This window comes from Herbaspirillum frisingense (assembly GCF_047325095.1).
GTDB lineage: Bacteria > Pseudomonadota > Gammaproteobacteria > Burkholderiales > Burkholderiaceae_D > Herbaspirillum > Herbaspirillum frisingense.
Genome location: NZ_CP168558.1, coordinates 4,255,404 through 4,281,453 on the forward strand (window position 1 = coordinate 4,255,404; position 26,050 = coordinate 4,281,453).

21 protein-coding genes are annotated in these 26,050 nt (G+C 63.6%); 9 read left to right on the forward strand and 12 right to left on the reverse strand.

Features of this window, described 5'->3' with window-relative positions; translation table 11 throughout:
* Positions 1-20: 20 nt before the first annotated feature.
* Genes ACEOAC_RS19480 through ACEOAC_RS19490 form a run of 3 tightly spaced genes read right to left on the reverse strand, consistent with a single transcriptional unit; the run spans position 21 to position 2,769 of the window.
* Positions 21-1,070 carry a glycosyltransferase family 4 protein gene (locus ACEOAC_RS19480; RefSeq protein ID WP_413445467.1) on the reverse strand — a complete coding sequence of 350 codons (1,050 nt, stop codon included), beginning with the start codon at positions 1,068-1,070 and terminating at the stop codon, positions 21-23.
* A 44-nt stretch (positions 1,071-1,114) separates the two neighbouring features.
* Complete coding sequence (locus ACEOAC_RS19485; RefSeq protein ID WP_006464768.1) at positions 1,115-2,005, reverse strand: UDP-2,3-diacylglucosamine diphosphatase; 891 nt, start codon at positions 2,003-2,005, stop codon at positions 1,115-1,117.
* Positions 2,002-2,769, reverse strand: a complete 768-nt coding sequence (locus tag ACEOAC_RS19490) for a GNAT family N-acetyltransferase (RefSeq protein ID WP_006464767.1) — start codon at positions 2,767-2,769, stop codon at positions 2,002-2,004. Before ACEOAC_RS19490 ends, ACEOAC_RS19485 begins: the two co-directional genes overlap by 4 nt.
* 490 nt (positions 2,770-3,259) lie before the next feature.
* On the opposite strand from ACEOAC_RS19490, the gene ACEOAC_RS19495 reads away from it, so the two are divergent.
* A complete protein-coding gene (locus tag ACEOAC_RS19495) occupies positions 3,260-4,042 on the forward strand; it encodes a 3-hydroxybutyrate dehydrogenase (protein WP_102661138.1) in 783 nt (260 codons plus the stop codon).
* Between the two features lie 61 nt (positions 4,043-4,103).
* Positions 4,104-4,829: an AraC family transcriptional regulator gene (locus ACEOAC_RS19500; protein ID WP_413628536.1), complete on the forward strand. Its 726-nt coding sequence runs from the start codon at positions 4,104-4,106 to the stop codon at positions 4,827-4,829.
* Here the strand turns inward: ACEOAC_RS19500 and ACEOAC_RS19505 are convergent.
* Together ACEOAC_RS19505 and katG are read right to left on the reverse strand one after the other, a co-directional pair.
* Positions 4,817-5,395, reverse strand: coding sequence for a phosphonate degradation HD-domain oxygenase (locus ACEOAC_RS19505; protein ID WP_413444218.1), 579 nt, complete (start codon positions 5,393-5,395; stop codon positions 4,817-4,819). The two genes, ACEOAC_RS19500 and ACEOAC_RS19505, sit on opposite strands and share 13 nt — an antisense overlap.
* Positions 5,396-5,582: 187 nt before the next feature.
* Positions 5,583-7,832 carry a catalase/peroxidase HPI gene (gene katG, locus ACEOAC_RS19510; protein ID WP_413444217.1) on the reverse strand — a complete coding sequence of 750 codons (2,250 nt, stop codon included), beginning with the start codon at positions 7,830-7,832 and terminating at the stop codon, positions 5,583-5,585.
* Between the two features lie 595 nt (positions 7,833-8,427).
* On the opposite strand from katG, the gene ACEOAC_RS19515 reads away from it, so the two are divergent.
* Together ACEOAC_RS19515 and ACEOAC_RS19520 are read left to right on the forward strand one after the other, a co-directional pair.
* On the forward strand, positions 8,428-8,988 hold the full coding sequence (locus ACEOAC_RS19515; RefSeq protein ID WP_077237666.1) for a DUF4337 domain-containing protein: 561 nt from the start codon (positions 8,428-8,430) through the stop codon (positions 8,986-8,988).
* 218 nt (positions 8,989-9,206) lie between these two features.
* Positions 9,207-10,157 (forward strand): DMT family transporter, encoded by a 951-nt coding sequence (locus ACEOAC_RS19520; RefSeq protein WP_413444216.1) that lies wholly within the window; start codon positions 9,207-9,209, stop codon positions 10,155-10,157.
* A gap of 18 nt (positions 10,158-10,175) precedes the next feature.
* On the opposite strand, the gene tcdA is transcribed toward ACEOAC_RS19520, so the two are convergent.
* The 5 genes from tcdA to ACEOAC_RS19545 form a co-directional block, all read right to left on the reverse strand.
* Positions 10,176-11,042, reverse strand: coding sequence for a tRNA cyclic N6-threonylcarbamoyladenosine(37) synthase TcdA (tcdA, locus tag ACEOAC_RS19525; protein ID WP_413444215.1), 867 nt, complete (start codon positions 11,040-11,042; stop codon positions 10,176-10,178).
* Positions 11,043-11,174: 132 nt separating this feature from the next.
* Positions 11,175-12,119: a protein translocase subunit SecF gene (gene secF / locus ACEOAC_RS19530; RefSeq protein WP_006464758.1), complete on the reverse strand. Its 945-nt coding sequence runs from the start codon at positions 12,117-12,119 to the stop codon at positions 11,175-11,177.
* An 84-nt stretch (positions 12,120-12,203) separates the two neighbouring features.
* Positions 12,204-14,108 (reverse strand): protein translocase subunit SecD, encoded by a 1,905-nt coding sequence (secD, locus tag ACEOAC_RS19535; protein WP_077237664.1) that lies wholly within the window; start codon positions 14,106-14,108, stop codon positions 12,204-12,206.
* A 155-nt stretch (positions 14,109-14,263) separates the two neighbouring features.
* The gene (yajC, locus tag ACEOAC_RS19540) at positions 14,264-14,542 is read right to left on the reverse strand and encodes a preprotein translocase subunit YajC (protein WP_008326581.1); all 279 of its coding nucleotides are present in this window, start codon (positions 14,540-14,542) and stop codon (positions 14,264-14,266) included.
* A gap of 285 nt (positions 14,543-14,827) precedes the next feature.
* On the reverse strand, positions 14,828-15,133 hold the full coding sequence (locus tag ACEOAC_RS19545; protein WP_241813821.1) for a hypothetical protein: 306 nt from the start codon (positions 15,131-15,133) through the stop codon (positions 14,828-14,830).
* A 381-nt stretch (positions 15,134-15,514) separates the two neighbouring features.
* Between ACEOAC_RS19545 and ACEOAC_RS19550 the strand changes: the two genes are divergently transcribed.
* The 4 genes from ACEOAC_RS19550 to ACEOAC_RS19565 are packed head-to-tail and all read left to right on the forward strand — an operon-like array spanning position 15,515 to position 21,183.
* Complete coding sequence (locus ACEOAC_RS19550; protein ID WP_413444214.1) at positions 15,515-17,689, forward strand: ATP-binding protein; 2,175 nt, start codon at positions 15,515-15,517, stop codon at positions 17,687-17,689.
* Positions 17,686-18,723 carry an HD domain-containing phosphohydrolase gene (locus tag ACEOAC_RS19555; RefSeq protein ID WP_241813823.1) on the forward strand — a complete coding sequence of 346 codons (1,038 nt, stop codon included), beginning with the start codon at positions 17,686-17,688 and terminating at the stop codon, positions 18,721-18,723. Before ACEOAC_RS19550 ends, ACEOAC_RS19555 begins: the two co-directional genes overlap by 4 nt.
* Positions 18,720-19,688 (forward strand): HDOD domain-containing protein, encoded by a 969-nt coding sequence (locus ACEOAC_RS19560; protein WP_039876234.1) that lies wholly within the window; start codon positions 18,720-18,722, stop codon positions 19,686-19,688. Before ACEOAC_RS19555 ends, ACEOAC_RS19560 begins: the two co-directional genes overlap by 4 nt.
* Positions 19,675-21,183: a PAS domain-containing sensor histidine kinase gene (locus ACEOAC_RS19565; protein ID WP_006464751.1), complete on the forward strand. Its 1,509-nt coding sequence runs from the start codon at positions 19,675-19,677 to the stop codon at positions 21,181-21,183. The genes ACEOAC_RS19560 and ACEOAC_RS19565 overlap by 14 nt, the downstream gene beginning before the upstream one ends.
* Before the next feature lie 107 nt (positions 21,184-21,290).
* On the opposite strand, the gene tgt is transcribed toward ACEOAC_RS19565, so the two are convergent.
* Positions 21,291-22,421, reverse strand: coding sequence for a tRNA guanosine(34) transglycosylase Tgt (tgt, locus tag ACEOAC_RS19570; protein WP_006464750.1), 1,131 nt, complete (start codon positions 22,419-22,421; stop codon positions 21,291-21,293).
* 25 nt (positions 22,422-22,446) lie between these two features.
* The gene (gene queA, locus ACEOAC_RS19575) at positions 22,447-23,463 is read right to left on the reverse strand and encodes a tRNA preQ1(34) S-adenosylmethionine ribosyltransferase-isomerase QueA (RefSeq protein WP_077237659.1); all 1,017 of its coding nucleotides are present in this window, start codon (positions 23,461-23,463) and stop codon (positions 22,447-22,449) included.
* 250 nt (positions 23,464-23,713) lie between these two features.
* Here queA and recG point away from each other — a divergent pair, with 250 nt between their 5' ends.
* Positions 23,714-25,822 carry an ATP-dependent DNA helicase RecG gene (gene recG / locus ACEOAC_RS19580; protein WP_413628537.1) on the forward strand — a complete coding sequence of 703 codons (2,109 nt, stop codon included), beginning with the start codon at positions 23,714-23,716 and terminating at the stop codon, positions 25,820-25,822.
* Positions 25,823-26,050: the final 228 nt, after the last annotated feature.

Below are 26,050 nucleotides of genomic sequence, written 5' to 3' on the forward strand. Positions count from 1 at the left end.
CTTGCCGGCGCGGCGCCGGATCAGGGCGTCTCGCCGAGTGCCTTGATCGCTGCAGGCTTGCCCGGCGCCGCGCGGTGCGCCAGGTGCAGATGCTGCAGGAACTGCTGGGTGGCCGATTCCCACGAGCGGCTGGCGGCATGGGCGCGTACCGCCTCATGGTCCAGCCGCAGGGCTTGCAGGCAGGCCTGCTTGAGGTCATGACGCAGGATGCCGGAGACACCATTGTCGACCACGTCGATCGGCCCCTCGACCGGATAGGCGGCCACGGGGATGCCGCAGGCCATGGCTTCCAGCAATACCAGGCCGAAGGTATCGGTCTTGCTGGGGAAGACGAAGACATCGGCGCAGTTGTAGTAGGCCGGCAGCTCGTCATGTCCCTTGGCGCCCAGGAAACGCACCTGGGGATAGCGGGCGCTCAGTTCTTCCAGTTGCGGGCCATCGCCCACCACCCACTTGGTGCCGGGCAGGTCGAGCTTGAGGAAGGCTTCGATATTCTTTTCCACCGCGACCCGGCCCACGTAGAGGAACAGCGGACGCTCGATGCAGGCGTGGTCTTCCACCGCCGGGCGGAAGTGCCGGGTATCCACGCCGCGGCCCCACAACACCACGTTGCGGAAGCCCTGCTCCTGCAGCGCGGTCTTCATCGCCGGGGTCGGTACCATGATGGCTTCGGAGCGGCCATGGAACCAGCGCAACAGACGGTAGGTGATGGCCTTGGGCAAGAGCTTGCGGGCGGCCAGGTATTCGGGGAAGCGGGTGTGATAGGCAGTGGTGAAACTGAGCTTGTGACGCAGGCAGTAGCGGCGCGCGGCCAGCCCCATCGGCCCTTCGGTGGCGATGTGGATGCAGTCCGGCTGGAAGTCTTCCAGGGCGGCCGCGATGCGGGCGTAGGGCTGGTAGGCCAGGCGGATTTCGGGATAGGTCGGGCAGGCGAAGGTACGGAAGTCGCGCGGCGACAGCAGCAGCACTTCATGGCCGAAGCTGCGCAGGCAGCGCACGGTGGAGCGCAGGGTATTGACGACCCCGTTGACCTGGGGTTCGCCAGCGTCGCTGATGATGGCAATGCGCATAAATCGTTTCAATAATGTAAAACTTCAGGAGCAGGTTCGATGCTTCAGGCCGTCGCCAGCTCGCGTGCGGCCATGCGGGCTTCCTTGCCGGCCCGCTTGAGCTGCATGATTTCCTGCCAGGTCACCAGGCGCAAGGCGCCGTCGGGGTCTTCCACCAGTGCCGACAGGCTCTCGACCCAGTCGCCGTCGTTGCAGTAGACGACACCGCCGATGTCGCGGATCTCGGGCTTGTGGATGTGGCCGCAGATGACCCCGTCCAGGCCCTTCTTCTTGGCTTCGTCGGCCAGGGCATCCTCGAAGGAGGTGATGTAGTTCACCGCGTTCTTGACCTTGGACTTGAGGTATTGCGACAGCGACCAGTAAGGCAGGCCGGCGCGGGCACGCCAGCTGTTGAACCACTGGTTGAACTTGAGGATCATGGTGTAGAGCGAATCGCCCACGTAGGCCAGCCACTTGGCGCAGGCGATGACGCCATCGAAGCGGTCACCGTGCAGCACCAGCATGCGTTTGCCTTCGGCGGTGACGTGCACCAGTTCGTCACGGATCTTGATACCGCCGAAATCGAGGTCGATGAACTGGCGGATCACTTCGTCGTGGTTGCCCGGCACGAAGATGACGTTGGTACCTTTCTTGGCCTTCTTGAGCACCGTCTGCACCACGTTGTTGTGGCTCTGGTCCCAGTACCAGCGACGCTTCAACTGCCAGCCGTCGATGATGTCGCCCACCAGGTAGAGGGTATCGGACTCGGTGGCACGCAGGAATTCCAGCAGGCGCTCGGCCTGGCAACCGGTGGTACCCAGGTGGATGTCGGAAATCCAGATGGTGCGAAAGCGCAGCGGATCGCGTCGCGCTTCGTCGTCACCGGCATCGTGCTCAGGCCCCAGGTCGGCGAACAGCCCCTGGGCTTTTTCCATGAACTGTTCGCGTGGCTTCATGCGGCCCTCGAGTCTTTCAGATAGTGGCGGGCGTAGCGGCTGTCGAGCTTGGACAAGGGCAGCAGCAGGAAGAAGTCCGCCGAGTGGAAATCAGGGTCCCAGGCCGGTTCGCCGCAGACCCAGGCGCCGCTGCGCAGGTAGCCGCGCAACAGCGGCGGAATCTGCGGTTCGATGCCGGCTTCGCGGTCTTCCAGCGGGAAGGGCAGCAACGGCGCGACGCGGTAGTCGGGCGGCGCCAGGTTCTTTTCGCGGAAGGCGTGGTACAGCGCCGCGGCATTGTGGCCGCCATCGGCCAGACTGACGCTGGCGCAGCCCATCAGGTATTCGCAGCGTTCCTTGCGCATGTAGGCGGCCAGGCCGGCCCACAGCATCATGATCACGCCGCCGCTGCGGTAGTCCGGGTGGATGCAGGCGCGGCCGGCTTCGGCGATGACGCCGCGGATGTTGTCCAGGCGCGAGAGATCGAATTCCTGTTCCGAGTAGAACTTGCCCATGCGGCGCGCGCCGTGCGGGCTCAGGACGCGATAGGTGCCGACCACGGAGAGGGTCTTGCTGTCGCGTACGATCAGGTGGTCGCAGTAGTCGTCGAACTCATCCTTGTCCAGGCCTTCGGGGTTGGCCAGGGCCGACAGGTTCATCGCTTCGATGAAGACCTTGTAGCGCAGGCGCTGTACTTCGCGCACTTCTTCCGGGGTGCTGGCCAGGCTCAGATTGAGCTTGGCAAAACTCGGATTGGCATCGGCAGGAATGGTAAGCAGTCTCATGCATTGTCCTTTATGGTGATGGGTGAGGAGGAAGTCAGGTGATCGGAAGCAAGCGGTGAAAATAAGTGCTTGTTTCAGTGGACCTGACGCTACCCCCCCAAAAGTGCGGCTGCTCCAGAATGAAATCGAAACATCTATTGTCGATTTTCGAGATTCAGCCGATATCCCCGGGATAACGCTGCACAGACTAACCAGCGATTGTTTCACCCACATGACCTCTGCAGCGGTTTTGGCGGTGCAGCAACAAGAGCCGCGCCAGCGTTACAATGGAGTGACAAAGCGTCGCCGGGAGACCTCCGCAATCGGGGCAAGGCGAACGCGCGAGGGTAAGGAAACGGGGCAACACCCCAAGGAATCTTTCGATGACCCGTTCATCGAAACCATGGACCGATGACTGGCACCGTTGATCGGGCGCAACAGGGTAACCAGCGCCGATGGCGATGACGGTCAGGCTTTGCAAACTCCGTCAACTCGAAACATAAGGAAGATCATGCTACTCAAGGATAAAGTCGCTCTCATCACCGGTTCGGCCAGCGGCATCGGCAAGGAAATCGCGGTCGAATACGCCAAGCAGGGCGCCAAGGTGGTCATCGCCGACCTGGCCCTGGAAGCGGCCAAGGCGACGGCCGAAGAAATCGTCAAGAACGGCGGTACCGCCATGGCCGTGGCCATGAACGTGACCGACGAGACCCAGGTCGACAAGGGTGTGGCCGATGCGGTCAATACCTACGGTGGTCTGGACATCATGATCAGCAACGCCGGCATCCAGATCATCAGCCCGGTGACCGAGCTGTCGCTGGAGAACTGGCGCAAGATGCTGGCGATCCACCTGGATGGCGCCTTCCTGACCACGCGCGCGGCGATGAAGGCGATGATCAAGCAGGGTCGCGGCGGCTCCATCATCTACATGGGTTCGGTGCACTCGCACCTGGCCTCGGCGCTGAAGGCACCCTACGTGACGGCCAAGCATGGCCTGCTGGGCCTGGCCAAGACGGTGGCCAAGGAAGGCGCCAAGGACAAGATCCGCACCAATGTCATCTGTCCCGGCTTCGTGCGCACGCCGCTGGTGGAAAAGCAGATTCCCGAGCAAGCCAAGGAATTCGGGATCAGCGAAGACGATGTGATCAAGAAGATCATGTTGAAGGACACCGTCGATGGTGAATTCACCACCACCCAGGACGTGGCCCAGACCGCGGTCTTCCTGGCAGCCTTCCCGACCAATGCGCTGACGGGTCAATCGGTGGTGGTCAGCCACGGCTGGCACATGCAATAAGCCTGGCACGCGGTGTCACCCGACGGTGGCACCGCCTGGCAGCGACCCGCTCTCCCCCATCTTGGACACCCAACTCCACCTGCGCAGCTACCGCGACGAGTCGCCGGCGCATCGCCATGATTTCCCGCAACTGGTGCTGCCGCTAGCCGGCCGGCTGGAACTGGACATTGGCGGTCACCAAGGCTGCGCCGACAGTATCACGGCAGCCTTCGTGGAACCCGGGGCGGCGCACGCGACCAGCGCCGGCGGCGCCAATCGGGCGCTGGTGCTGGACCTGGCGCCCAGCATCATGAGCGACCTGCAACTGGAGAGCCTGGCGCGCACTCCCTTCGTGACGCTGACGGCGGCGGCCGGCAAGCTGGTGGAGTTCATGGCGCTGTCGCTGGACCAGAGCCCCTCCGGCGCGAGCCTGCAGCACTGGGTTCCGCTGCTGCTGGACACGCTGGCGCGACATCCGCCACAGGCCAGGTCGCGCCTGCACCGGATGCTGGCCCAGGTCGAGGCACAGCTGGCCCATCCCTGGACGGTCGCCGACATGGCCGCGCTGGCGGCCATCAGCCCCAGCCGCCTGCATGAATGGTTCCAGCGGGAATTGGCGACTTCCCCCCGTGCCTGGCTGGCCGAGGTACGCATGGCGCAGGCCTGCCGCCTGCTGAGCACCAGCGCCCTGCCGCTGGCATTCATCGCCCAGCGTTGCGGCTATGGCGACCAGAGCGCGCTGACGCATGCCATGCGCAAGCTGCGCGGCACCACACCCTCGGCCTATCGCAAGAGTTACCTGGCCTGAATCACGCGCCCGGCACCGGGCGCGACCAGACATGGATCGAAGTAGCGCGCAAAGTGCGCGAAATCGGGCGTGGCCATCCCGGCGGTCTTGGCGCGGTCATCCCAACGCCGCAGCCGCACCGCATCCACGGCATGCGGACGGTCGATGAAGGCCGCCGCCTGTTCCACATCGAAGACCCCGCCCTGCAGCTGCAGACTGCGCACGGAATCGGCCGACAGCGTCGAGAAATAATCCGCATCAGTGGCGCACAGGTAGCGCTTGGCATCCACATGCAGCGCGATCGGTGCCAGCACGGCGTCGCTGAACACGCCTCGCAGGAAGGGCAGGATGCGGTACTGGTGCAGGTCGTCGATGCCAGCCAGGGTCGGAGTCTGGCCCAGGTCTTCCAGCAGGTGGCCGAGGTCGTGCAGCAGGCTGGCCACGATGAGACTGGGCGCGGCCCCCTCCTGCTCGGCCAGCAGCGCCGATTGCAGCGCATGCTCCAGTTGCGTGACCGGCTCACCGGTGTATTGGGTGTGCCCATGCCGTGCGAACAGCAGGGCGATGTCATCCAGGCTCAGGGCCATCGTACGCCTCGTTGATGAAGAAAAATTCAGTCCGCCACTATAGTCCTCGCAGATGGCGACTCCATGACATCGGCATGACATCGACCGTGTCGTGGCGGTGGCCAAGCAAAAAAAAACGGCGAGCCCTGAGGCCCGCCGATTCCTGCTGTCCTGCATCCGCAGCTGCCGGCAAAGGCAGCCACCGGTCTTACTTCTTCAGGTCGTAGCGATCCAGCTCCATCACCTTGACCCAGGCCGCCACGAAGTCCTTGACGAACTTTTCCTTGGCATCGGCACTGGCATAGACTTCGGCCAGGGCGCGCAGCACGGCGTTGGAGCCGAACACCAGGTCGACGCGGCTACCGGTCCACTTGACGGCGCCACTGGCGCGGTCGCGGCCTTCGAACTCTTCCTGCGCTGGCGAGGTGGACTTCCATTCGGTGCCCATGTCCAGCAGGTTGACGAAGAAGTCGTTGGAGAGCACACCCACACGGCTGGTGAACACGCCCTTGGTGCTGCCGCCGACATTGTTGCCCAGCACGCGCAGGCCGCCGACCAGGACCGTCATTTCCGGCGCGGTCAGGGTGAGCTGTTGTGCCTTGTCGATCAGCATGTCTTCGCCACGCACGGCATAACGCTGCTTCTGGAAGTTGCGGAAGCCATCGATAACCGGCTCCAGCGGCTCGAAGGAAGCGACGTCGGTCTGCTCCTGCGAGGCATCCACGCGACCGCCATGGAAAGGCACGCTCACGGACACGCCGGCATCCTGGGCGGCCTTCTCGACGGCGGCGCTACCGGCCAGCACGATCAGGTCGGCTAGCGAGACCTTCTTGCCACCCTGGTTGAAGGCGGACCGGATGCCTTCCAGCGTGGACAGCACCTTGGCCAGCTGGGCCGGCTGGTTGGCCGCCCAATCCTTCTGCGGGGCCAGGCGGATGCGGGCACCGTTGGCGCCACCGCGCTTGTCGCCGCCACGGAAGGTGGACGCCGACGCCCAGGCGGTCGAGACCAGTTCGGACACCGTCAGTCCCGAGGCCAGCACCTGGGCCTTGAGCGCGCTGATGTCAGCGGCCTGCAGCGCCGGTGCATCGGCCTTGGGCAGCGGGTCCTGCCAGATCAGCTCTTCGGTCGGCACTTCGGGGCCGAGATAGCGCGAACGCGGTCCCAGGTCGCGGTGGGTCAGCTTGAACCAGGCGCGGGCGAAGACCTCGGCGAACTGGTCGGGGTTTTCCAGGAAGCGGCGCGAAATCTTTTCGTAGGCCGGATCGACGCGCAGCGACAGGTCGGTGGTCAGCATGGTGGGACGCATCGGCGCGCCACCATGGGCATGCGGAATCACCGCGTCGGCACCCTTGGCCACCCACTGGTGGGCACCGGCCGGGCTCTTGGTCAGTTCCCATTCGTAGTTGAACAGGTTCTCGAAGAAATAATTGCTCCACTGCGCCGGGGTCTGGGTCCAGGTCACTTCCAGGCCGGAGCTGATGGTGTCGCCTGCGGCACCGCTGCCGAAGCTGCTCTTCCAGCCCAGGCCCTGGCTTTCCAGGTCGCCGCCTTCGGGTTCGCGGCCGACATGCTTGGCGTCACCGGCACCGTGGGTCTTGCCGAAGGTATGACCGCCAGCGATCAGGGCCACGGTTTCTTCGTCGTCCATGGCCATGCGGGCGAAGGTTTCGCGGATGTCCTGGGCAGCGGCCAGCGGGTCGGGATTGCCTTCCGGGCCTTCCGGGTTGACGTAGATCAGGCCCATCTGCACGGCGGCCAGCGGGTTTTCCAGATTGCGGCCGGCCGGCGCGGTACGCGCCTGTTCCTGGCCGTGACGGTCGGCGTCGGCGGTGATTTCGCCGTGGGCGGCGCCGGCCTTGCCCTTGCCGTAGCGGTCATCGCCACCCAGCCAGGTGGTTTCGGTACCCCAGTAGACGTCCAGGTCCGGCTCCCATACGTCTTCACGGCCACCGGCGTAGCCGAAGGTCTTGAAGCCCATGGTTTCCAGCGCCACGTTGCCGGTCAGGATCAGCAGGTCGGCCCAGGAGATCTTGTTGCCGTACTTTTGCTTGACCGGCCACAGCAGGCGGCGGGCCTTGTCCAGGTTGACGTTGTCGGGCCAGCTGTTGAGGGGGGCAAAACGTTGCTGGCCGCGACCGGCGCCACCACGGCCATCGCCGATGCGGTAGGTGCCGGCACTGTGCCAGGCCATGCGGATGAACAGCGGGCCATAGTGACCGAAGTCGGCCGGCCACCAGGGCTGGGAATCGGTCATGACCTTGGCCAGATCGGCCTTGACCGCCGCCAGGTCCAGGCTCTTGAAGGCTTCTGCGTAGTTGAAATCCTCACCCATGGGGTTGGATTTGGAAGAATGCTGGGCCAGCAGGTCCAGACGGAGCTGCTTGGGCCACCAGTCGCGGTTGCTGGTGCCGCCGCCGGCGGTGTGGTTAAAGGGGCACTTGGCTTCATTCGACATTGCGTTCTCTCCTGTTGATCGACCCGATGGTCACGACGCCCGGACCGGAAAACGGGCATCTCTGTGGCCTCACCCGGCGCGGCTGGGGTGAGGCGGCTTGATACTGCGGCAATAGGCTGACTGCGTTCTGCTACCACGCCATGACACCATCCGGTCATGACGCCGTGCTGCGGGGCCAGCCTTGCCTTGTCCCGGTCATGCTTGCGAAGAACCATTAATGTAATTCATCAAAAACAATTCGTTGATTGTCTTTTTGTATAACACCAGTCAATAAATCCAATCCCATCCATTCAGAATTTGTGGCTCATCAGTGTAGCCAAAGGCTGCTCTTCCTGCAGCGCTTGCTCGGTCTTTCAATATGAGTCGGGATACCCAGCGCCGCACAGTCGCCGCTGCTGCAGCCGTGAGGAAATGCGAATTTTGTACTGACAGACTGTACTTTCGGGCAGATGGGGCTGGCATGCAGGGCCACCCCATGCCGCAGGAAAATACGAGTATTGCAATGATTCAGGTCAACCGTTCCTGATGTGAATCGTTCTTGGAACGCCGCCCTCTCTTGGGTGGCCCTCATTTCCTCCACATTACAAGAACCATCATGACGGAAGCCACCGAAAACCTGGAACACGCCGAGCACGCCCATGCGTCCGGCAACAAGAAGCTGGCCTTGCTCATCGCCATCCTGGCGCTGGTGCTGGCCATTACCGAAACCATGTCCAAGTCCTACCAGACCGAGGTCATCCTGAAGCACCAGGAGGCGGCCAACCTGTGGTCCTTCTTCCAGGCCAAGTCGGTGCGTGGCAATGCGGCGCAACTGGCCAAGCAGCAGCTCACGCTGCTGGGCAACCCCAAGGATGAGCGGGTCAGTTCGGCCATCGCCAAGCTGGATGACGCCATCGCCCACTACGACAGCGACGAGAAGAGCGGCGAAGGCAAGAAGGAACTGGCGCACAAGGCGCGCGAAGCCGAGCATGAGGCGCATGCCTACATGGCAAAGTACGAGAAGATGGAAATGGCAGCCGGCATGCTGCAGGTGGCCATCGTGCTGGCCTCGGCCACCATCATCACCGGCGTGGCGGTGCTGGCCTACCTGTCCATGGGCATCGGCGCGGTAGCACTGGCCTTTGTGGGCGCGGGCTTGTTCGGCACGGTGATCTGACCCCCCGCCCCCGTCATCACCGACAACGCCGGCCCAGTGCCGGCGTTGTTGTTTGTGTTTGTATTTCCGCCTGCCGGTTCTTCCGGCGGTGGTGCAATGTGAATGGTCAGGTTCGCAGGCCTGCACAATAAAACCGTAGTCCACGACAATTCAGGCGGGCCCGGCTGCGGCATACTCCCAGCCTTTGCACACCTGTCGTGGCACGACCACCCCGATTCATGCGTTCCAACACCATCCTGCAAGGCATCTTCTACGGCGCGCTGGCCGGCGCCGCCTGGGGCCTGGTCTTCCTGGCGCCGGAACTGACCCGCGCCTTCTCGCCCTGGCAATTGACGGCCGGGCGCTACCTGGCCTATGGCCTGTTCGCCGCCGTGCTGATCGCGCCGCGCCTGCGCAAGCTGCTGCCGCACCTGGGCCGCGCCGAATGGCGGGCGCTGGTGTGGCTGAGCCTCTTGGGCAATGTGGTGTATTACGTGTTCCTGGCCAGTGCCGTGCAATTGGGCGGCATGGCGATGACCTCGCTGGTGATCGGCTTCCTGCCGGTGGCGGTGACCATCATCGGCAGCCGTGGCCACGGTGCACTGCCCTTGCGCAAGCTGGCGCCTTCCCTGGCGCTGGGCCTGGCGGGCATCGCCTGCGTGGCGTGGCAGTCGCTGGGGAGTGGCGCGGTGGGTACCAGCACTGGTGGCTTCGGGGATGGCGTGATCGGGTTCTTCTGCGCGCTGGCCGCGCTGGTGTCGTGGACCGCCTACGCGGTCGGCAACAGCCGCTGGTTGGGACGCCTGCAGGCGATCTCGGCGCATGACTGGAACCTGCTGATCGGCGTGATCACCGGGCTGTTGTCACTGTTCGTGGCTATGCCGGCCTTCACGATCATGCTGCAACCGCATCCACAAAGTGAATGGTGGCACTTCATCGGCGTATCGGCGGGGGTGGCGATCTTTGCCTCGCTGTTCGGCAATGCCTGCTGGAACAAGGCCAGCCGGCTGCTGCCGCTGACCATGATCGGCCAGATGATCCTGTTCGAGACCTTGTTCGCGCTGCTCTATGGCTTCCTGTGGGAACAGCGCTGGCCGAGCCTGCTGGAAATCGCGGCCATGGTACTGGTCACGGCCAGCGTCCTGCTGTGCGTGTCCGCGCACCGGGTCGATGAGGGCGGCGGACACTGAGGGCTGACGGCCTGCAGTTCACCCGGCTGCGGCAGCGATATCGGCCTGTGCGGCCAGCTTCTTCAACACATGGGCGGCCGCCACCAGGCCGAAGGTAGCGGTCACCACCATGGCCGAGCCAAAGCCGGCGCAATTGAGGCCAGTAACACCGGCTTGCGTGCTGTCGGCGGCATCCTCGCCGACATCCATGTCTTCGGCGGGAGCGACCTCGCAAACCTCACCCTCGGCCAACTCCGGGAAGCGCAGGGGTTCGGTGGAGAACACGGCATCGATGTGGAACTTGTTCTTGGTCCCGCGTGGGAAGCCGTGCTGCGAGCGAAGGCGCTTGCGCACCTTGGCCAGCAGCGGTTCCTGCTCGGTGCGGCAGAGGTCGCGGATTTCAATCCGCGTGGGATCGATCTGGCCGCCGGCACTGCCGATGGTGACCATGGGCATGCCGTTCTTGCGGCACCAGGCGATCATGGCGACCTTGGCCGGGACGTTGTCGATGGCATCGATGACGTAGTCGAACCGTCCGCCACCCAGCATCTGCTCCACATTCTCGGGATCGACGAAATCCTCCATCTCGGTCACCACGCAGGTCGGATTGATCTGCCGGATACGCTCATGCAGGGCCGTGACCTTGGCCTGGCCCAGGGTCTCGGTGAGGGCGTGGATCTGGCGGTTGACGTTGGATTCGGCCAGGTTGTCGAGGTCGATCAGGGTGAGATGGCCGATGGCGCTGCGCGCCAGTGCCTCGACGATCCACGATCCCACGCCCCCCACCCCGACCACGCACACCCGCGCCCGGCCAAAGCGTTGCAGGGCGGCGGCGCCATACAGGCGGGCCACGCCGCCGAAGCGGCGTTCATAGTCGATATCGTGCAGGTCGGTGGATGTGCTCATGATCAAAAAAACGTCATTCGGTGATGCAATGGGGTGAAGTAAAGCATTATCCCGGCTTTGCGTCCTTGCGGGATTCTCATGAAAAAGGGCCGCAGCGCGAACGCTGCGGCCCTCATTGGCGGTGGCGCGGGATCAGACCACGGCACCGCCGTTCTCGTCCTTGACCTTGACCGGCTTGATCAGGTCTTCGCGCTTGACGCCCAGCCACATGGCCAGGGCGGCGGCGACGAACACCGACGAATAGATACCGAACAGGATGCCGATGGTCAGCGCCAGCGCGAAGTAGTGCAGCGTCGGGCCACCGAAGAAGAACATCGCCAGCACCATCATTTCGGTGCTGCCGTGGGTGATGACGGTACGCGACATGGTGCTGGTGATGGCGTGGTTCAGCACTTCCGGCGCGGACAGCTTGCCGAAGCGGCGGTCACGGAAGGCTTCACGCACCCGGTCGAAGACCACCACCGATTCGTTGACCGAATACCCCAGCACGGCCAGGATGGCGGCCAGCACGGTGAGCGAGAATTCCCACTGGAAGAAGGCGAAGAAGCCCAGGATGATGATGATGTCGTGCAGGTTGGCGATCACCGCCGCCACCGCGAACTTCCACTCGAAGCGGAAGGCCAGGTAGATCACGATGCCCAGCACCACCATGCCCAGCGCCAGCAGGCCGTCATGGGCCAGCTCGTCACCCACCTGCGGGCCGACGAATTCTACCCGTTGCAGGCGCACGTCCGGGTCGTCCGCCTTCAGTGCGGCATTGACCTTCTCGCTCTGCTGGCTGGCGTTCACACCGGCCTGCGCGGGCAGGCGGATCATCACGTCCTGGGCGGTGCCGAAGCTTTGCACCAGGGTGTCGCGATAACCCAGTCCTTCGATGGACTTGCGGATCTTTTCCAGGTCGGCCGGCTTGTTGTAGGCCACTTCCATGACCGTGCCGCCGGTGAATTCGATGGAGAAGTGCAATCCCTTGGAGAACAGGAAGAACACCGCGGCCACGAAGGTCAGGGCCGAGATCGCATTGAAGATCAGGGCATGACGCATGAAGGGAATGTCTTTTTTGATGCGGAAAAATTCCATCACTATCCTTTCGGTGCCGGTCGCGCCACAAGAGGGGCGACCGGCTCAAATCTGGCTGTGCTGCTGTTTCGGGTGAGCCGTCGCTTACTTGACGTTGCGCTTGGCGGAAGCCTTGCCGGAGGTGGACAGCACCTCGCTCTCGGGCTTCCAGATCTGGCCGATGGCCAGGCCCGTCAGGCGCTTCTTGCGGCCATACCAGAGGTTGACCACGCCGCGCGAGAAGAACACGGCCGAGAACATCGAGGTCAGGATGCCCAGGCAGTGCACCACGGCAAAGCCACGAATGGCGCCGGAACCGAAGATCAGCAGCGCCAGGCCGGCGATCAGGGTGGTCACGTTGGAGTCCAGGATGGTCGCCCAGGCGCGGTCGAAACCGGCCGCGATGGCAGCCTGCGGCGAATTGCCGGCGCGCAGTTCTTCACGGATGCGTTCGTTGATCAGCACATTGGAGTCGATCGCCATACCCAGTGCCAGCGCGATAGCGGCAATGCCCGGCAGAGTCAGCGTCACCTGCAGCGTGGACAGCAGGGCCACCAGCAGCAGCACGTTCACCGACAGCGCCAGGGCGCTGAAGAAACCGAACAGCTGGTAGTAGATCACCATGAAGACAGCCATCGCCAGGAAGCCGTAGAGCACCGAATCGAAGCCCTTCTTGATGTTGTCGGCACCCAGTTGCGGGCCGATGGTGCGTTCCTCGATGATGTCCATCGGAGCAGCCAGGGAACCGGCGCGCAGCAGCAGGGCCAGGTCGCTGGCGGCTTCGGGCGAACCCATGCCGGTGATCTGGAAACGCGAACCCAGTTCGGAACGGATGGTGGCCACGGTCAGGACTTCGCCCTTGCCCTTTTCGAACAGGACGATGGCCATGGCCTTGCCGACCTTGTCGCGGGTGGCTTCGCGCATCTTGCGGCCGCCGTCGCCATTCAGGTCGATGCTGACTGCCGGCTGGTGGTTTTCATCGAAGCTGGCCGAGGCGTTGGAGATGTAGTCGCCGGTCAGTACCGGTTCCTTGTTCAGGACCACCGGGGCACCCTTGCCGACCTTGAACAGCTCGGAGCCGAAGGGGATGGCCGAGGTCTCTTCGGTGCCACGCACCACGCTCTCGTCGACCATGCGCACTTCCAGGGTGGCGGTACGGCCGATGATGTCCTTGGCACGCGAGACGTCCTGCACGCCCGGCAATTCGACCACGATGCGCTCGGCGCCCTGGCGCTGGATCAGCGGCTCGGCCACGCCCAGCTCGTTGACGCGCTTGGACAGGGTGCTGATGTTCTGCTTGACGCCGTCTTCCTGGGTCTGCTTGATGGCTTCCGGACGCAGGGTGCCGACCAGCTTGAGGTCATCGCCCGAACCGGCGTCGGTGAGCAGCATTTCCTGCAGCTCGCCCAGGGCGGCGCGGGCCTTGTTACGGGTATCGGCATCGCGGAAGGAAATCTCGATGCTGTCGCCACTGCGGTTGATGCCGCTGTGGCGGATGTTCTTGTCACGCAGCAGGCCGCGCACGCTGGCCTGCAGGCCTTGCAGACGCTTATTGACGATGGCCTTGACGTCGACCTGCATCAGGAAGTGCACACCACCGCGCAAGTCCAGGCCCAGATACATCGGGAAGGCGTGCAGGCTCTGCAGCCACTGCGGCGTGTTGGGCAGCAGGTTGAAGGCGACGATATAGGTCGGGTCGCTGGGGTCGGTATTGAGTTCCTTTTCCAGCAGGGCCTTGGCCTTGAACTGGATGTCGGTGGTGGCGAAACGCGCGCGCACCGAGGGCTGCGAACCGGTGTTGTCGAACGCCACACTCTCTGCGCCGAGATTGCCTTGTTTCAGGATCTGATCCACCCGGCCGGCCACGGCGGGTTCGACCTTCAGGGTCGACTTGGCGCTGCTGATCTGCACCGCGGGGGACTCGCCGAAGAAGTTCGGGACGGTATAGATCACGCCGAACAGCAGGGCCAGGACGATCAGTGCGTATTTCCAGAGAGAGTAACGATTCATGGTCTTGTGCTTCGTGCTTGCGGGAGAGGACGGCAGGGACCTGCCGCCCTGTTCAGAACCCGGGTGGAAAAACCGCAGGGTTCTAACAAGATGGGCGCATCAGCGATGCGCCCATGGGTTCGCCGGCACGCGGGCCGACCGAACCGGTCAGGCCATTACAGGCCCTTGATGGTGCCCTTGGGCAGCAGGGTGGTGACAGCGCCCTTTTGCACGACGACTTCGGTGCCTTCAGCCACTTCGATGGTGATGTAGCCATCGGCCACCTTGGTGATGCGACCCAGCAGGCCACCGGAGGTGACGACTTCGTCGCCCTTGCCCAGTGCGTCCATCATGGCTTTCTGTTCTTTCTGACGCTTCATCTGCGGGCGGATCATCAGGAAGTACAACACCACGAACATCAGGATGATCGGCAGGAAGCTGGCCAGGTTGCCCATCGCGCCACCAGGGGCTGCTGCGGCCGTTTGCGCGTATGCGTCGGAAATAAACACGTAAGGCTCCAAAGGTTGATTAAAAAATAGCCCTGCATTCTAGCACTGCACCAGCGCTATGACGCCAAATCGGGACGTCTTGCCGCAGATCAAGGGAGAAATGGCTATTTTCACGGCCGCCGCCCTGGAGGAGCGCGCGGCAGGAGCCGCCGTGGCAGGCGGGGTCAGGACCGGTCGGGGATCAGGTGAGAAATCAGGGCGGGGAATGAGGTCGGGGAAAGAGATCGGCAATCAGTACACCACCAGCACCGAGCGTTCGCGCTGGTCCACCAGCAACAATGCCCGTCCATCCGGGCTGCCGGCCATCACCCCGCCGCAGGTATTGGAGACGGCAGCGCTGCCGTTGACGATCTGCACCACCACATTGCAGCGCGTGGGCACCACGGCCGAAACGGCCAGCCGCGCCGTGGTGGCGGCCTGCAACTGCTGGCGCGACCAGCCGCACAGCACCAGTGCCAGGATCAGCAGCGTGGCGCTCCAGCGCAGCAGATGCGGACGGGACAGTACCTTCGAGGGGGGATTGTTCAGATTGTTCATAGCGCAGGCTCCTTGTCATCAGTTGGGCCACTGCATTCTTCGACTATGAATCCATTTTAGTTAAATTTATCGATTAAATCAATTAAATTAATTTGACAGAATAAATTAACACAGTTGATTTTTTCACCATCAATACTGACTCCATCGGTCGATGAGCGGCTTCAACAAAGACTTTTTGACTTATCTACAACAAACCCATCGGGTTTTTCCTGCCTTTTCCTGATCCCATTTCGTGGCTAGAATGCGAACGAATAAAGCAATTTTCACAATTTATAAAACCAATTCGTTATAATTGATTTGAATGTACTGGACCTTGGGGAGGTGATCCCGCGCCGCCCTGCCAGCCACCATCGGAGTTCAAAGAAGCATGGAGATCATTTTGTGAGACCAGAGGCAGTCCCTCCATCAGCGCGGCGCGACGGGCGCGCGCTGTTGCTGCTATCGGAAGCCTGTTTTGCGGCGCTGGCGGTGTTCGCGCTGTGGCAGACCGATCTGCCGGCCTGGCTCACGCTGGGCCTGCTGGCGCTGTGGGCGGTGCGGGCACTGATCCTGTTGCGCTTCATGTGCGAGAACCAGCGTGCTGCGCGCAGCCTGGTACTGGCCAAGGAGGCGGCCGATCACGCCATGCTGACCCGCGGTGCCTTCCTCTCGACCATGAGCCATGAAATCCGCACGCCCATGAATGCCGTGCTGGGCATGGCCGGCCTGCTGCGCACCACACGCCTGGACAGCCAGCAGACCGAATTCGCCAAGGCCATCGAGGATTCGGCCAATGCCCTGCTGGGCATCGTCAATGACGTGCTCGACTTCTCCAAGATCGATGTGGGCAAGATGGACATTGCCGTGGTCGAGTTCGATCTGCTGGAAGTGGTGGAAGCCAGCGCCGAGGCGCTCTCCTTCAAGGCCCGCGAAAAACAGGTGCGCCTAATGACCCATGTGGATGCGCGCCTGCCACCCAGGATGCTGGGCGACCCCGGTCGCATCCGACAGATCCTGCTGAACCTGCTGGGCAATGCGCTCAAGTTCACCCACCGCGGCGAGGTGCTCTTGCGAGTGCAGGCGCTGCATGTGGCGGGTGATCATTGCCGGCTGCGCTTCGAGGTGCGCGACAGCGGCATCGGCATGGATGAGGAAACCATGCGGCGCCTGTTCTCGCCGTTTTCGCAGGCCGACAGTTCGGTCACCCGGCAATACGGTGGCACCGGCCTGGGCCTGTCGATCTGCAAGCGCCTGGTCGAACTGATGGGCGGCCATATCGGCGTCGACAGCAGCCCCGGTGCGGGCTCCTGTTTCTGGTTCGAACTAGGGATTCCGGTGGCGCCATCGGCGGCGTTGCCGCCCAGAAGCTTTGCAGCCAAAAAGCGACAAGTTGCGCTCATCGAAACCCACGACGCCAGTGCCGCCATGCTGCATGAAACCCTGCGCGCGGCCGGCGTGGAGACAGTGCGCTACGGCAGTGCCAATGACGCCCTGGCCGCGCTGACCGGCCCCCTGGCCACGACCACGGGCATCGATGCCGTCATCGTCAGTTCGGAGGTACGCGATATGCCGGCCCCAGCGGTACTGGCGCAGCTGCAGTCGGCCCGCCCCGGCATGACGTGCGTCTTGCTTGACCACGGCGTACACGGCCTTAATATAGACGGATCACCAACACCCACCCCAGCCACCGTGCTGCAGTTGCCGCTGCGCAAGCAGCAGCTGTTGCGCGCGGTGATGGGGGAGATGAATGGAACGGGCAAGGGGGAGCAGCAGGTCGATGCAGCGCCAGCGGTCCTGGCGCGCTCGCCAGGGCTGCAGGGGTCGCAGGAGGCGCATAGCCTGCTGCTGGTGGAAGACAACGTAATGAACCAGAAGGTGGCGGTGTACCAGCTCAATGCCATGGGCTACGCAGTCGATATCGCCTCCAATGGTGCGGAGGCACTGGAAAAGCTGGCGCAGCGCGACTATGCGCTGATCCTGATGGATTGCCAGATGCCGGTCCTGGATGGCTACGAAACCACGCGCCGCATCCGGCGCATGCAGGGCGAGCTGATGCATACCCCCATCGTCGCGATGACCGCCAATGCCATGGCCGGTGATCGCGAACAATGCCTGGAGGCGGGTATGGACGATTATCTGACCAAGCCCTTGCTGCGCTCGCAACTGGCGGCGATGCTGACGCATTACCTGCCGCCCGCAGCGCCGCAGCAGGCGGCCGAGCAGGCCTTGCCGATCATCGACGAAGCCCGCCTGGAGGAACTCTTTGGCGAGGACACCGGGCTGGCCAGCGACATGCTGGACATGTTCATCGAACATACCGGGCCCGTGATGGAGGACCTGGCGCGCCAGGTCCAGGCCAGCGAACCCCTGCTGGGCGAGATCCAGGCCCTGGGCCATCGCCTGGCCGGCAGTTGCCTGAACCTGGGGATACAGGCACTGGGTCAGCTGGGACGTCAGATGGAAATCGCTGCCCGCCAGGGGGAACTGGCGCAGGTACGCACGCTGGCCGGGGAATGTGCCACCGCCTTCGCCGCGCTGCGTGATCACATACAACAGAGGGGCCGGGGGAGCACATGAAAATACTGATCGTCGACGACGACAAGACCAATCTTTCACTTTTCACGCACATGCTGGCGCAGTTGCCGGACACCAGCATCAGCACCTGCCCTGATGCCTATGAGGCGCTGGACTGGTGTGGCACCCACGAGCCCGACCTGATCCTGCTGGACTACATGATGCCGGGCATGGACGGCCTGGGTTTCCTGTCGCGCTTTCGCGCCATGCCGGGCCAGGAAATGACGCCGGTCATCATGATCACCGCCGACATGGGGCTACAGGTACGCCACCAGGCGCTGCAGATGACGGCCAACGATTTCCTCTCCAAGCCGGTGAACCGGGTGGAGCTGCTGGCGCGGGTCAAGAACATGCTGGCCATGCGCAAGTCGCAGCTGGCCATGAGCCAGAAGATCGAACACCTGGCCGAAGAAGTGGAACAGAAGTCGCACCAGAGCAATACCCTGGCGCTGAACTCCATGGACCTGCTGGTGCGCGCGGCCGGCTATCGCGACCCCGAGACCGGCGAGCATCTGCTGCGCATGTCCAACTACACCCGCATCATCGCCGCCCACCTGGGCCTGCCTCAGGAAGAACAGGACCTGCTGTTCAATGCCGCGCCGATGCACGACATCGGCAAGATGGGCATCCCCGACCATATCCTGCTCAAACCCGGGCGACTGGATGAGGAAGAACTCAAGGTCATGCGCCTGCACGCCCAGATCGGCGCCGACATCCTGCGCGACAGCCCTTCCCCGCTGCTGCAGACGGCTTCGCAGATCGCCCGCACCCACCACGAGAAGTGGGACGGCAGCGGCTATCCGAACGGCCTCAAGGGCGAAGACATCCCGCTCTATGGCCGCATCGTGGCCGTGGCCGATGTGTTCGATGCGCTGACCTCGACGCGCCCCTACAAAAAAGGCTGGAGCCTGGAAGACGCCTCGCGCTATCTGCGCGACAATGCCGGCAGTCACTTCGACCCGCGCTGCGTGGAGGCCTTCTTCGCCGGCTGGGACGACGTGCTCGACATCCACAACCGCTACCAGGAAAGCAAATGATGCTGACCTTCATTGAACCGACCCTGTTCGAGAAGCTCAGGAGCGCCCAGGCCCTGCCCTCGCCGGGCGGGGTGCGCCTGACCATCATGCGCCTGTGCGCGCAGGACGACCCCGACATGGCCGAACTGATCCATCTGGTGCAGGCCGACCCGGCCCTGTCCGGACGCATCATCCGCATCGTCAACGTGCTCAATGCGCACCGGGTGCGACCGATCGCCTCGGTCAGCATGGACAGCATGCTGCTGGTGGGCCTGCAGGCGGTGCGCCAGCTGGCCCTGGCGCTGTCGCTTGCCGAGACCACGGCGCCGGCCTCCTGCACCAACTTCAAACTGCCGGCATTCTGGGCCCACAGCTTTGCCATGGCCTGCAGCGCCCAGGCCATCAGCGGCCATACCCGGGTGGCGCCACTGGGCGAGATGTTTACCACGGGGCTCCTGGCCAACATCGGCAAGCTGACCCTGGCCTCGGCCCATCCGACCGGCTATTCCTCGCTGCTCACGCGGGTGCTGGAGCCTTCGGCCCAGCTGGCCATGGAGCAGTCGCTGTTCGGCTTCAACCACCTCAACATCGCCGCGGCGCTGATGCAGGACTGGAAGATTCCTGAACTCTTCTGCGACGCGGTCCTGCATTACGAGTCGCCCAGCCTGCCGGACGCCCTGCCCGCGCCACGTCCGCTGGAAATCATCTGGACCCTGTACCTGTCCTCGGCCATGGCCGAGCTGGGCTGCGGTGCGCCGCAACTGGCCGAGGCGGCGCTACAGAAGGTCGCCACGGCGCTGCCACAACTGCAGCTGGCACCGCACGATTTCCCCGAGCTGTACCAGCAGGCCGGCGAAGACTGGCAGGACTGGACGCAGACCATGCATATCGCCGGCAAGTCGCTCTGGCAGGGCCTGCCGGCCCAGGTCCACGACCGGCTCCTGCGCCTGCAACAAACCGGCAGCGACGACGATGCTGCAACTTGAACAACTGCTGCTCAGTGAAGCGCCGGACGCCTATGTCCTGATGGACATGCAAGGCCAGGTGATCTACTGGAACCGCTGTGCTGAACAGATCTTCGGTTATGCCGCCCAGGAAGTGTTGGGCCAGCATCTCTCGGATTTCATCGTGCCGCCCGAACGGCGTATGGAGGAAGACCGCGTCTTCGCCGATACCATCAGCCTGGGGCGTGCCGAGTGCCAATCCATCCGGCGTCGCAAGGATGGCTCCCTGCTGCACCTGTCGGTGTCCAACAAGCTGCTGCGCGACGAGCAGGGCCATCCGCAATACGTCCTGTCCTGCAAGCGCGATATCAGCCAGGCCACCGTGCTGCGCGACATCAGCCTGATCGCCGCCAGCGTACACGGCCTCTATGATTCGCTGCCGGACGGCATCATCGTGGTCAACGCGCTGGACCGCATCGTGCTGGCCAACCGCCGGGCCGGCGAATTGTTCGACTGGGAGGTAGCCGAACTGACCGGCTGCGCCATCGATGTCCTCATTCCGCAGCGCTTTCTGGCCATGCACGCGCAGAACCTGACGACCTATTTGAACCATGCCGCACCGCTGGCCAGCAACCCGACGCCCGACCTGTGCGGATTGAAGCGCAACGGCAGCGAGTTCCCGGTCGACGTCAGCCTCAGCCCGCTGGTGGTGGAAGGCGAGACCTTCCTGCTGATCGCGGTGCGCGACATCAGTGACCGCAAGCGCATCGAAGAAGACCTGGCCGAAAAGAACCGCGCCCTGCAGGAAGCCATGGAGTCGCGCAACCGCTTCCTGGCCAATACCTCGCATGAACTGCGCACCCCGCTCAATGCCATCCTGGGCTTCACCGACATCCTGCTCACCCGCATGGGTGGTCCGTTGACGGCGGAACAGGAACAGCAGTTGCAGACGGTTCACGACAGCGCCGAGCACCTGCTCGGGCTGATCACCAGCCTGCTGGATGTGTCGCGCATGGAGACCGAGGACGCCGACCTGATTCCCGAGGCCCTGCTCTGTTCGCAGCTGATCGATGAAACCGTGAGCACGCTGCGGCCGGCCGCCGAGAAGAAGGGCTTGCTGCTGGAGGTGGAAGCCGGAGCGGGAGCAGAAGCGGGGACAAGGGAAACCGTGATCCATACCAACCGTCGGGCGCTGGGGCAGATCCTGCTGAACCTGGTGGGCAATGCCATCAAGTTCAGCGAGCACGGGCAGGTGCGGGTGCGATGGCGCCAGCAGCCGCATGGTGACAGCACCACCACCTTCATCGAGGTGCAGGATAGCGGCTGCGGCATCAGCGAGCAGGATCAGCAGAAGCTGTTTCGCGCCTTTACCCAGCTCGACGCCTCGGCCTCACGCAAGCATGAGGGCATGGGCCAGGGCCTGTACCTGAGCCAGAAGCTGGCGCACCTGATGGGCGGTGCCATCAGCGTGCAGAGCCAGGTAGGCCAGGGTAGTTGCTTTACGCTGTGCCTGGAGCAGAAAACGGCCGGAAACTGAGATCCGGCGGGGATGGCATGGTCGACGACCGGCACGGGATATGAACAATTCTTCCCAAACCTTGCACGATTGCGCCAGGCCTGTTCACCGGCCCGCGCCGGCTTGGCTCAGTCCACGCCGCGGGCGCGGTCTTCCTTGAATTTCTTGACGAAGTCCTGGAAGGTACCGGCGTCGATGGCGTCGCGCATCTCCTGCATCAGCTGCAGGTAGTAATGCAGGTTGTGCACGGTATTCATGCGTGCCCCGAGGATTTCGCCGGCGCGGTGCAGGTGGTGCAGGTAGGCGCGCGAGAAGTTCTTGCAGGCGTAGCAGTCGCAGGTCTCGTCGAAGGGACGGTCGTCGTTCTTGTACTTGGCGTTCTTGATCTTGACGTCGCCGTAGCGGGTGAAGATCCAGCCATTGCGCGCATTGCGGGTGGGCATGACGCAGTCGAACATGTCCACGCCATTGGCTACGCCTTCGACCAGATCCTCGGGCGTGCCCACGCCCATCAGGTAGTGCGGCTTGTCGGCTGGCAGGCGCGGGCCGACGTGTTCCAGCACGCGCATCATGTCTTCCTTGGGCTCGCCCACCGACAGGCCGCCGATGGCGAAGCCGTCGAAACCGAGCTCCTCCAGCCCGGCCAGCGACTCGTCGCGCAAACCCTCGAACATGCCGCCCTGGACGATGCCGAAGAGCGCATTGGGATTCTCGCCGCGGTCGAATTCATCCTTGGAACGCTTGGCCCAGCGCAGCGACATGCGCATGGACTTGCCGGCCTCTTCGCGCGTGGCCGGGCGGCCATCGATCTCGTAGGGCGTGCATTCGTCGAACTGCATGACGATGTCCGAATTGAGCACGCGCTGGATCTGCATCGAGATCTCCGGCGAGAGGAACAGGCGGTCGCCGTTGATGGGCGAGGCGAAGTGCACGCCCTCTTCGGTGATCTTGCGCATCTCTCCCAGCGAAAACACCTGGAAGCCGCCGGAGTCGGTCAGGATGGGCTTGTCCCAGCCGATGAACTTGTGCAGCCCGCCGAACTTGCTGACCACTTCCAGCCCCGGGCGCAGCCACAGGTGGAAGGTATTGCCGAGGATGATCTGGGCGTTGATTTCCTTCAGTTCCAGCGGCGACATGGCCTTGACCGAACCATAGGTACCGACCGGCATGAAGATGGGAGTCTCGACGGTGCCGTGGTTCAGTTTGACGCGGCCACGACGGGCGCGGCCGTCGGTCTTCAGGAGGGTGAATTCCAGCATGGGGTTCTCTGTTTCTCTCGATGTTTCAGGTACGGGTCAGCAACATGGCGTCGCCATAGCTGAAGAAGCGGTATTGCTGCGCGATCGCATGGGCGTAGGCGGCGCGGATGTGCGCATAGCCGGCGAAGGCCGAGACCAGCATCAGCAGGGTCGACTTGGGCAGGTGGAAATTGGTCACCAGCAGGTCGACGGTCTTGAAGGTGTAGCCGGGCGTGATGAAGAGCTGGGTGTCGTCGCTGCCGGCCTGGAGCTGGCCGCTTTGCGAACCGGACTCCAGCGCCCGCATGCTGGTGGTGCCCACGGCGACGACGCGCCCGCCGGCGGCCTGGGTGGCACGCACGGCCTCCACCGTCTCCGGCGAGATGGTGTACCACTCGCTGTGCATCTTGTGCTGCGACAGGTCTTCCACCCGCACCGGCTGGAAGGTGCCGGCGCCCACGTGCAGGGTGACGAAGGCCTGCTTGACGCCGCGCGCGGCCAGTTGTTCCAGCAGCGCCTGGTCGAAGTGCAGGCCGGCGGTGGGCGCGGCGACCGCGCCGGGCTCCTTGGCGTAGACGGTCTGATAGCGGGTTTCGTCGTAGGCGTCGGCTTCGTGATCGATGTAGGGCGGCAAGGGCAGGCTGCCGTATTGCTCCAGCAGTTCGAAGGCGTCCGCCGGGAAGTGCAGCGTATAGAACTCGCCGAAACGTTCACCCACCGTGACATCGAAAGCATCGGCCAGGCGGATGCGGCTGCCCGGCGGCGGCGACTTGGAGGCGCGCACCTGGGCGTGCACGGTACGCGCATCGAGGATGCGTTCGACCAGGGCCTCGATCTTGCCGCCGGTTTCCTTCACGCCGAACAGGCGCGCCTTGATCACGCGGGTATCGTTGAAGACCAGCAGGTCGCCGGGCTGCAGCAGGTCGACGATGTCGGAAAAACGGCGGTCGGTCAGCTGCGCGCCCTGCACCTGCAACAGGCGCGAGGCACTGCGCTCGGCCAGCGGGGTCTGGGCGATCAGCTCGGGGGGGAGATCGAAATCGAAGTCGGAAAGAGAGTACATGCTTGCAAAATAATGATGGAGGCGGCGTCGACAGCGACCAGTGCTCAAACGCGATCGAGAGAAAACGAAAGCGGGAACGCGGTCGGGTCCGGCAGCCTTCCCCGGCAAGAAGTGTTGCCGGCGGGATTGATACTGTAAATATTCACAGTAAAATAGCGTAACCCGCTATTTTACGCTGTCTGCGCGTTTTTCCCATCTTCCCGTGCGACTAGTGTACCTATGGCAATCCGACTATCCGACCGCTGACCGCATGCCCGCTACCGCGAAGAAAACCAGCTCGCCGGCTTCGAAGAAAAAAGCCGCGCCCACCGCCAAGCCTGCCGCCAAGCCCGAAAACAAGCTGGCCAAGCTGGGCCTGCACAATGACATGGACCTGGTGCTGCACCTGCCGCTGCGCTACGAGGACGAGACCAGCCTCATGAGCATCGCCGAGGCCTCCCTGCGCGGCCTGCAGACGGTGCAGGTGGAAGGCGTGGTGACGGCCTGCGAAGTGCAGTTCCGCCCACGCCGGCAACTGATCGTGACGGTGGGCGACGACAGCGGCCAGTTGACGCTGCGTTTCATCAACTTCTACGGCAGCCAGACCAAGCAGCTGGCCGAAGGTACCCGGGTGCGGGTGCGCGGCGAGCTGCGACATGGTTTCTTCGGGGCCGAGATGGTCCATCCTTCCTACAAGGTGGTCAACGAAGGGGCGCCGCTGCCGGACGTGCTTACGCCGGTCTACCCTGCCGGCGAAGGCCTGTCGCAGGCCTACCTGCGCAAGGCCATTGCCAATGCCATGAGCCGGCTGGACTGGAGCGATACGCTGCCGCCCTCGATGTTGCAGACCCTGGACCTGGCCGCCTTCGAGCCATCAGTGCGACTGCTGCACAACCCGCCGCCGGACGTGGATGAATACGCCCTGACGGAAAAGTCACATCCGGCCTGGATCCGCATGAAGTTCGATGAACTGCTGGCGCAGCAGCTTTCGCTCAAGCGTGCCCAGGCGGCGCGGCGCGCCAAGACCGCGCGGGCCTTGCCGGTGACCGGGCGCCTCACCGAGGAATTGACCAAGGTCCTGCCCTTCCAGCTGACCGGCGCGCAGCAACGCGTGCTGGAGGAAATCCGCGCCGACCTGCGCCAGTCCTTCCCCATGCAGCGACTGCTGCAGGGCGATGTGGGCAGCGGCAAGACGGTGGTGGCGGCACTGGCGGCAGCCCAGGCCATCGACAGTGGCTGCCAGGCCGTGCTGATGGCGCCCACCGAAATCCTGGCCGAGCAGCACTTCCGCAAGATCGCGGCCTGGCTGGAGCCGCTGGATGTGGGCGTGGCCTGGCTTTCCGGCAGCCAGAAGAAAAAGGAAAAGACCGAGGCCCTGGCCCATATCGAGTCCGGTGCGGCGCGCCTGGTCATCGGCACCCATGCGCTGATCCAGGACACGGTGCAGTTCGAGAACCTGGGGCTGGTGATCGTGGACGAGCAGCATCGCTTCGGCGTCGGCCAGCGGCTGGCGCTGCGCAACAAGAGCTTCAATCCGGAGGACCGTGACGCCGCCGCTGTGCCGCATCAGTTGATGATGTCGGCCACGCCCATTCCGCGCACGCTGGCCATGACCTATTACGCCGACCTGGAAGTGTCGGTGATCGATGAACTGCCGCCGGGACGCTCGCCCATCGTGACCCGCGTGATCGATCAGAACCGTCGGGACGAAGTGATCGAACGGGTACATGCGGCGGCGCTGGAAGGCAAGCAGATCTACTGGGTCTGTCCCTTGATCGAGGAATCGGAGGCGCTGCAACTGCAGACCGCCACCGATACCCATGCGGCCCTGTCGGCGGCCTTGCCGGACCTCACCATCGGACTGGTCCACGGGCGCATGAAGCCGGTGGAAAAACAGATCGTCATGGAGGGTTTCACGCGCGGCGCCATTCATCTGCTGGTGGCGACCACCGTCATCGAGGTGGGCGTGGATGTGCCCAATGCCTCGCTGATGGTGATCGAGCATGCGGAGCGTTTCGGCCTGTCGCAATTGCACCAGTTGCGCGGACGGGTCGGACGCGGATCGGCCGCTAGCGTGTGCCTGCTGCTGTACCAGGGCCCCTTGGGCGGCACCGCCAAGCAACGCCTGGCCACCATGCGTGAAACGACGGATGGCTTCGAGATCGCCCGGCGCGACCTGGATATCCGCGGCCCCGGCGAATTCCTGGGGGCACGGCAGTCGGGCGAAGCCATGCTGCGCTTTGCCGATCTCGGCACCGACCAGTGGCTGGTGGAAAAGGCCCGTGATACCGCCCAGGCACTGCTGCAACATGCGCCCGACATCGTGGACCGACACCTGGCACGCTGGCTGGGCGGACGCGAGGACTACCTCAAGGTGTAAAGACAGAACAGGTCGAAATACAGGCTGCGCAGCCAAAACCCTTTATGGAACAGGGAAGAACGTGGCCGGTAAACGGGAATCTGCAAAATGCCAATTCAATTTCCGTAAAAATCGAGAATATCTTCGCTTTATGTCGATTGACGCCTAACAACACTCAGTCCAATCTACGCCCCACAAACAACGGGTCCATCCAAACGTCTGGCAACCGGGCATCTGCCCCTTGCCAAC

What these genes read in the sequence shown, in the direction of transcription:
- ACEOAC_RS19480 (WP_413445467.1), bottom strand. Translation starts at nt 1,070, where the DNA reads ATGCGCATTGCCATCATCAGCGACGCTGGCGAACCCCAGGTCAACGGG.
- ACEOAC_RS19485 (WP_006464768.1), bottom strand. Translation starts at nt 2,005, where the DNA reads ATGAAGCCACGCGAACAGTTCATGGAAAAAGCCCAGGGGCTGTTCGCC.
- ACEOAC_RS19490 (WP_006464767.1), bottom strand. Translation starts at nt 2,769, where the DNA reads ATGAGACTGCTTACCATTCCTGCCGATGCCAATCCGAGTTTTGCCAAG.
- ACEOAC_RS19495 (WP_102661138.1), top strand. Translation starts at nt 3,260, where the DNA reads ATGCTACTCAAGGATAAAGTCGCTCTCATCACCGGTTCGGCCAGCGGC.
- ACEOAC_RS19505 (WP_413444218.1), bottom strand. Translation starts at nt 5,395, where the DNA reads ATGGCCCTGAGCCTGGATGACATCGCCCTGCTGTTCGCACGGCATGGG.
- katG (WP_413444217.1), bottom strand. Translation starts at nt 7,832, where the DNA reads ATGTCGAATGAAGCCAAGTGCCCCTTTAACCACACCGCCGGCGGCGGC.
- ACEOAC_RS19515 (WP_077237666.1), top strand. Translation starts at nt 8,428, where the DNA reads ATGACGGAAGCCACCGAAAACCTGGAACACGCCGAGCACGCCCATGCG.
- ACEOAC_RS19520 (WP_413444216.1), top strand. Translation starts at nt 9,207, where the DNA reads ATGCGTTCCAACACCATCCTGCAAGGCATCTTCTACGGCGCGCTGGCC.
- tcdA (WP_413444215.1), bottom strand. Translation starts at nt 11,042, where the DNA reads ATGAGCACATCCACCGACCTGCACGATATCGACTATGAACGCCGCTTC.
- secF (WP_006464758.1), bottom strand. Translation starts at nt 12,119, where the DNA reads ATGGAATTTTTCCGCATCAAAAAAGACATTCCCTTCATGCGTCATGCC.
- secD (WP_077237664.1), bottom strand. Translation starts at nt 14,108, where the DNA reads ATGAATCGTTACTCTCTCTGGAAATACGCACTGATCGTCCTGGCCCTG.
- yajC (WP_008326581.1), bottom strand. Translation starts at nt 14,542, where the DNA reads ATGGGCAACCTGGCCAGCTTCCTGCCGATCATCCTGATGTTCGTGGTG.
- ACEOAC_RS19545 (WP_241813821.1), bottom strand. Translation starts at nt 15,133, where the DNA reads ATGAACAATCTGAACAATCCCCCCTCGAAGGTACTGTCCCGTCCGCAT.
- ACEOAC_RS19555 (WP_241813823.1), top strand. Translation starts at nt 17,686, where the DNA reads ATGAAAATACTGATCGTCGACGACGACAAGACCAATCTTTCACTTTTC.
- ACEOAC_RS19560 (WP_039876234.1), top strand. Translation starts at nt 18,720, where the DNA reads ATGATGCTGACCTTCATTGAACCGACCCTGTTCGAGAAGCTCAGGAGC.
- ACEOAC_RS19565 (WP_006464751.1), top strand. Translation starts at nt 19,675, where the DNA reads ATGCTGCAACTTGAACAACTGCTGCTCAGTGAAGCGCCGGACGCCTAT.
- tgt (WP_006464750.1), bottom strand. Translation starts at nt 22,421, where the DNA reads ATGCTGGAATTCACCCTCCTGAAGACCGACGGCCGCGCCCGTCGTGGC.
- queA (WP_077237659.1), bottom strand. Translation starts at nt 23,463, where the DNA reads ATGTACTCTCTTTCCGACTTCGATTTCGATCTCCCCCCCGAGCTGATC.
- recG (WP_413628537.1), top strand. Translation starts at nt 23,714, where the DNA reads ATGCCCGCTACCGCGAAGAAAACCAGCTCGCCGGCTTCGAAGAAAAAA.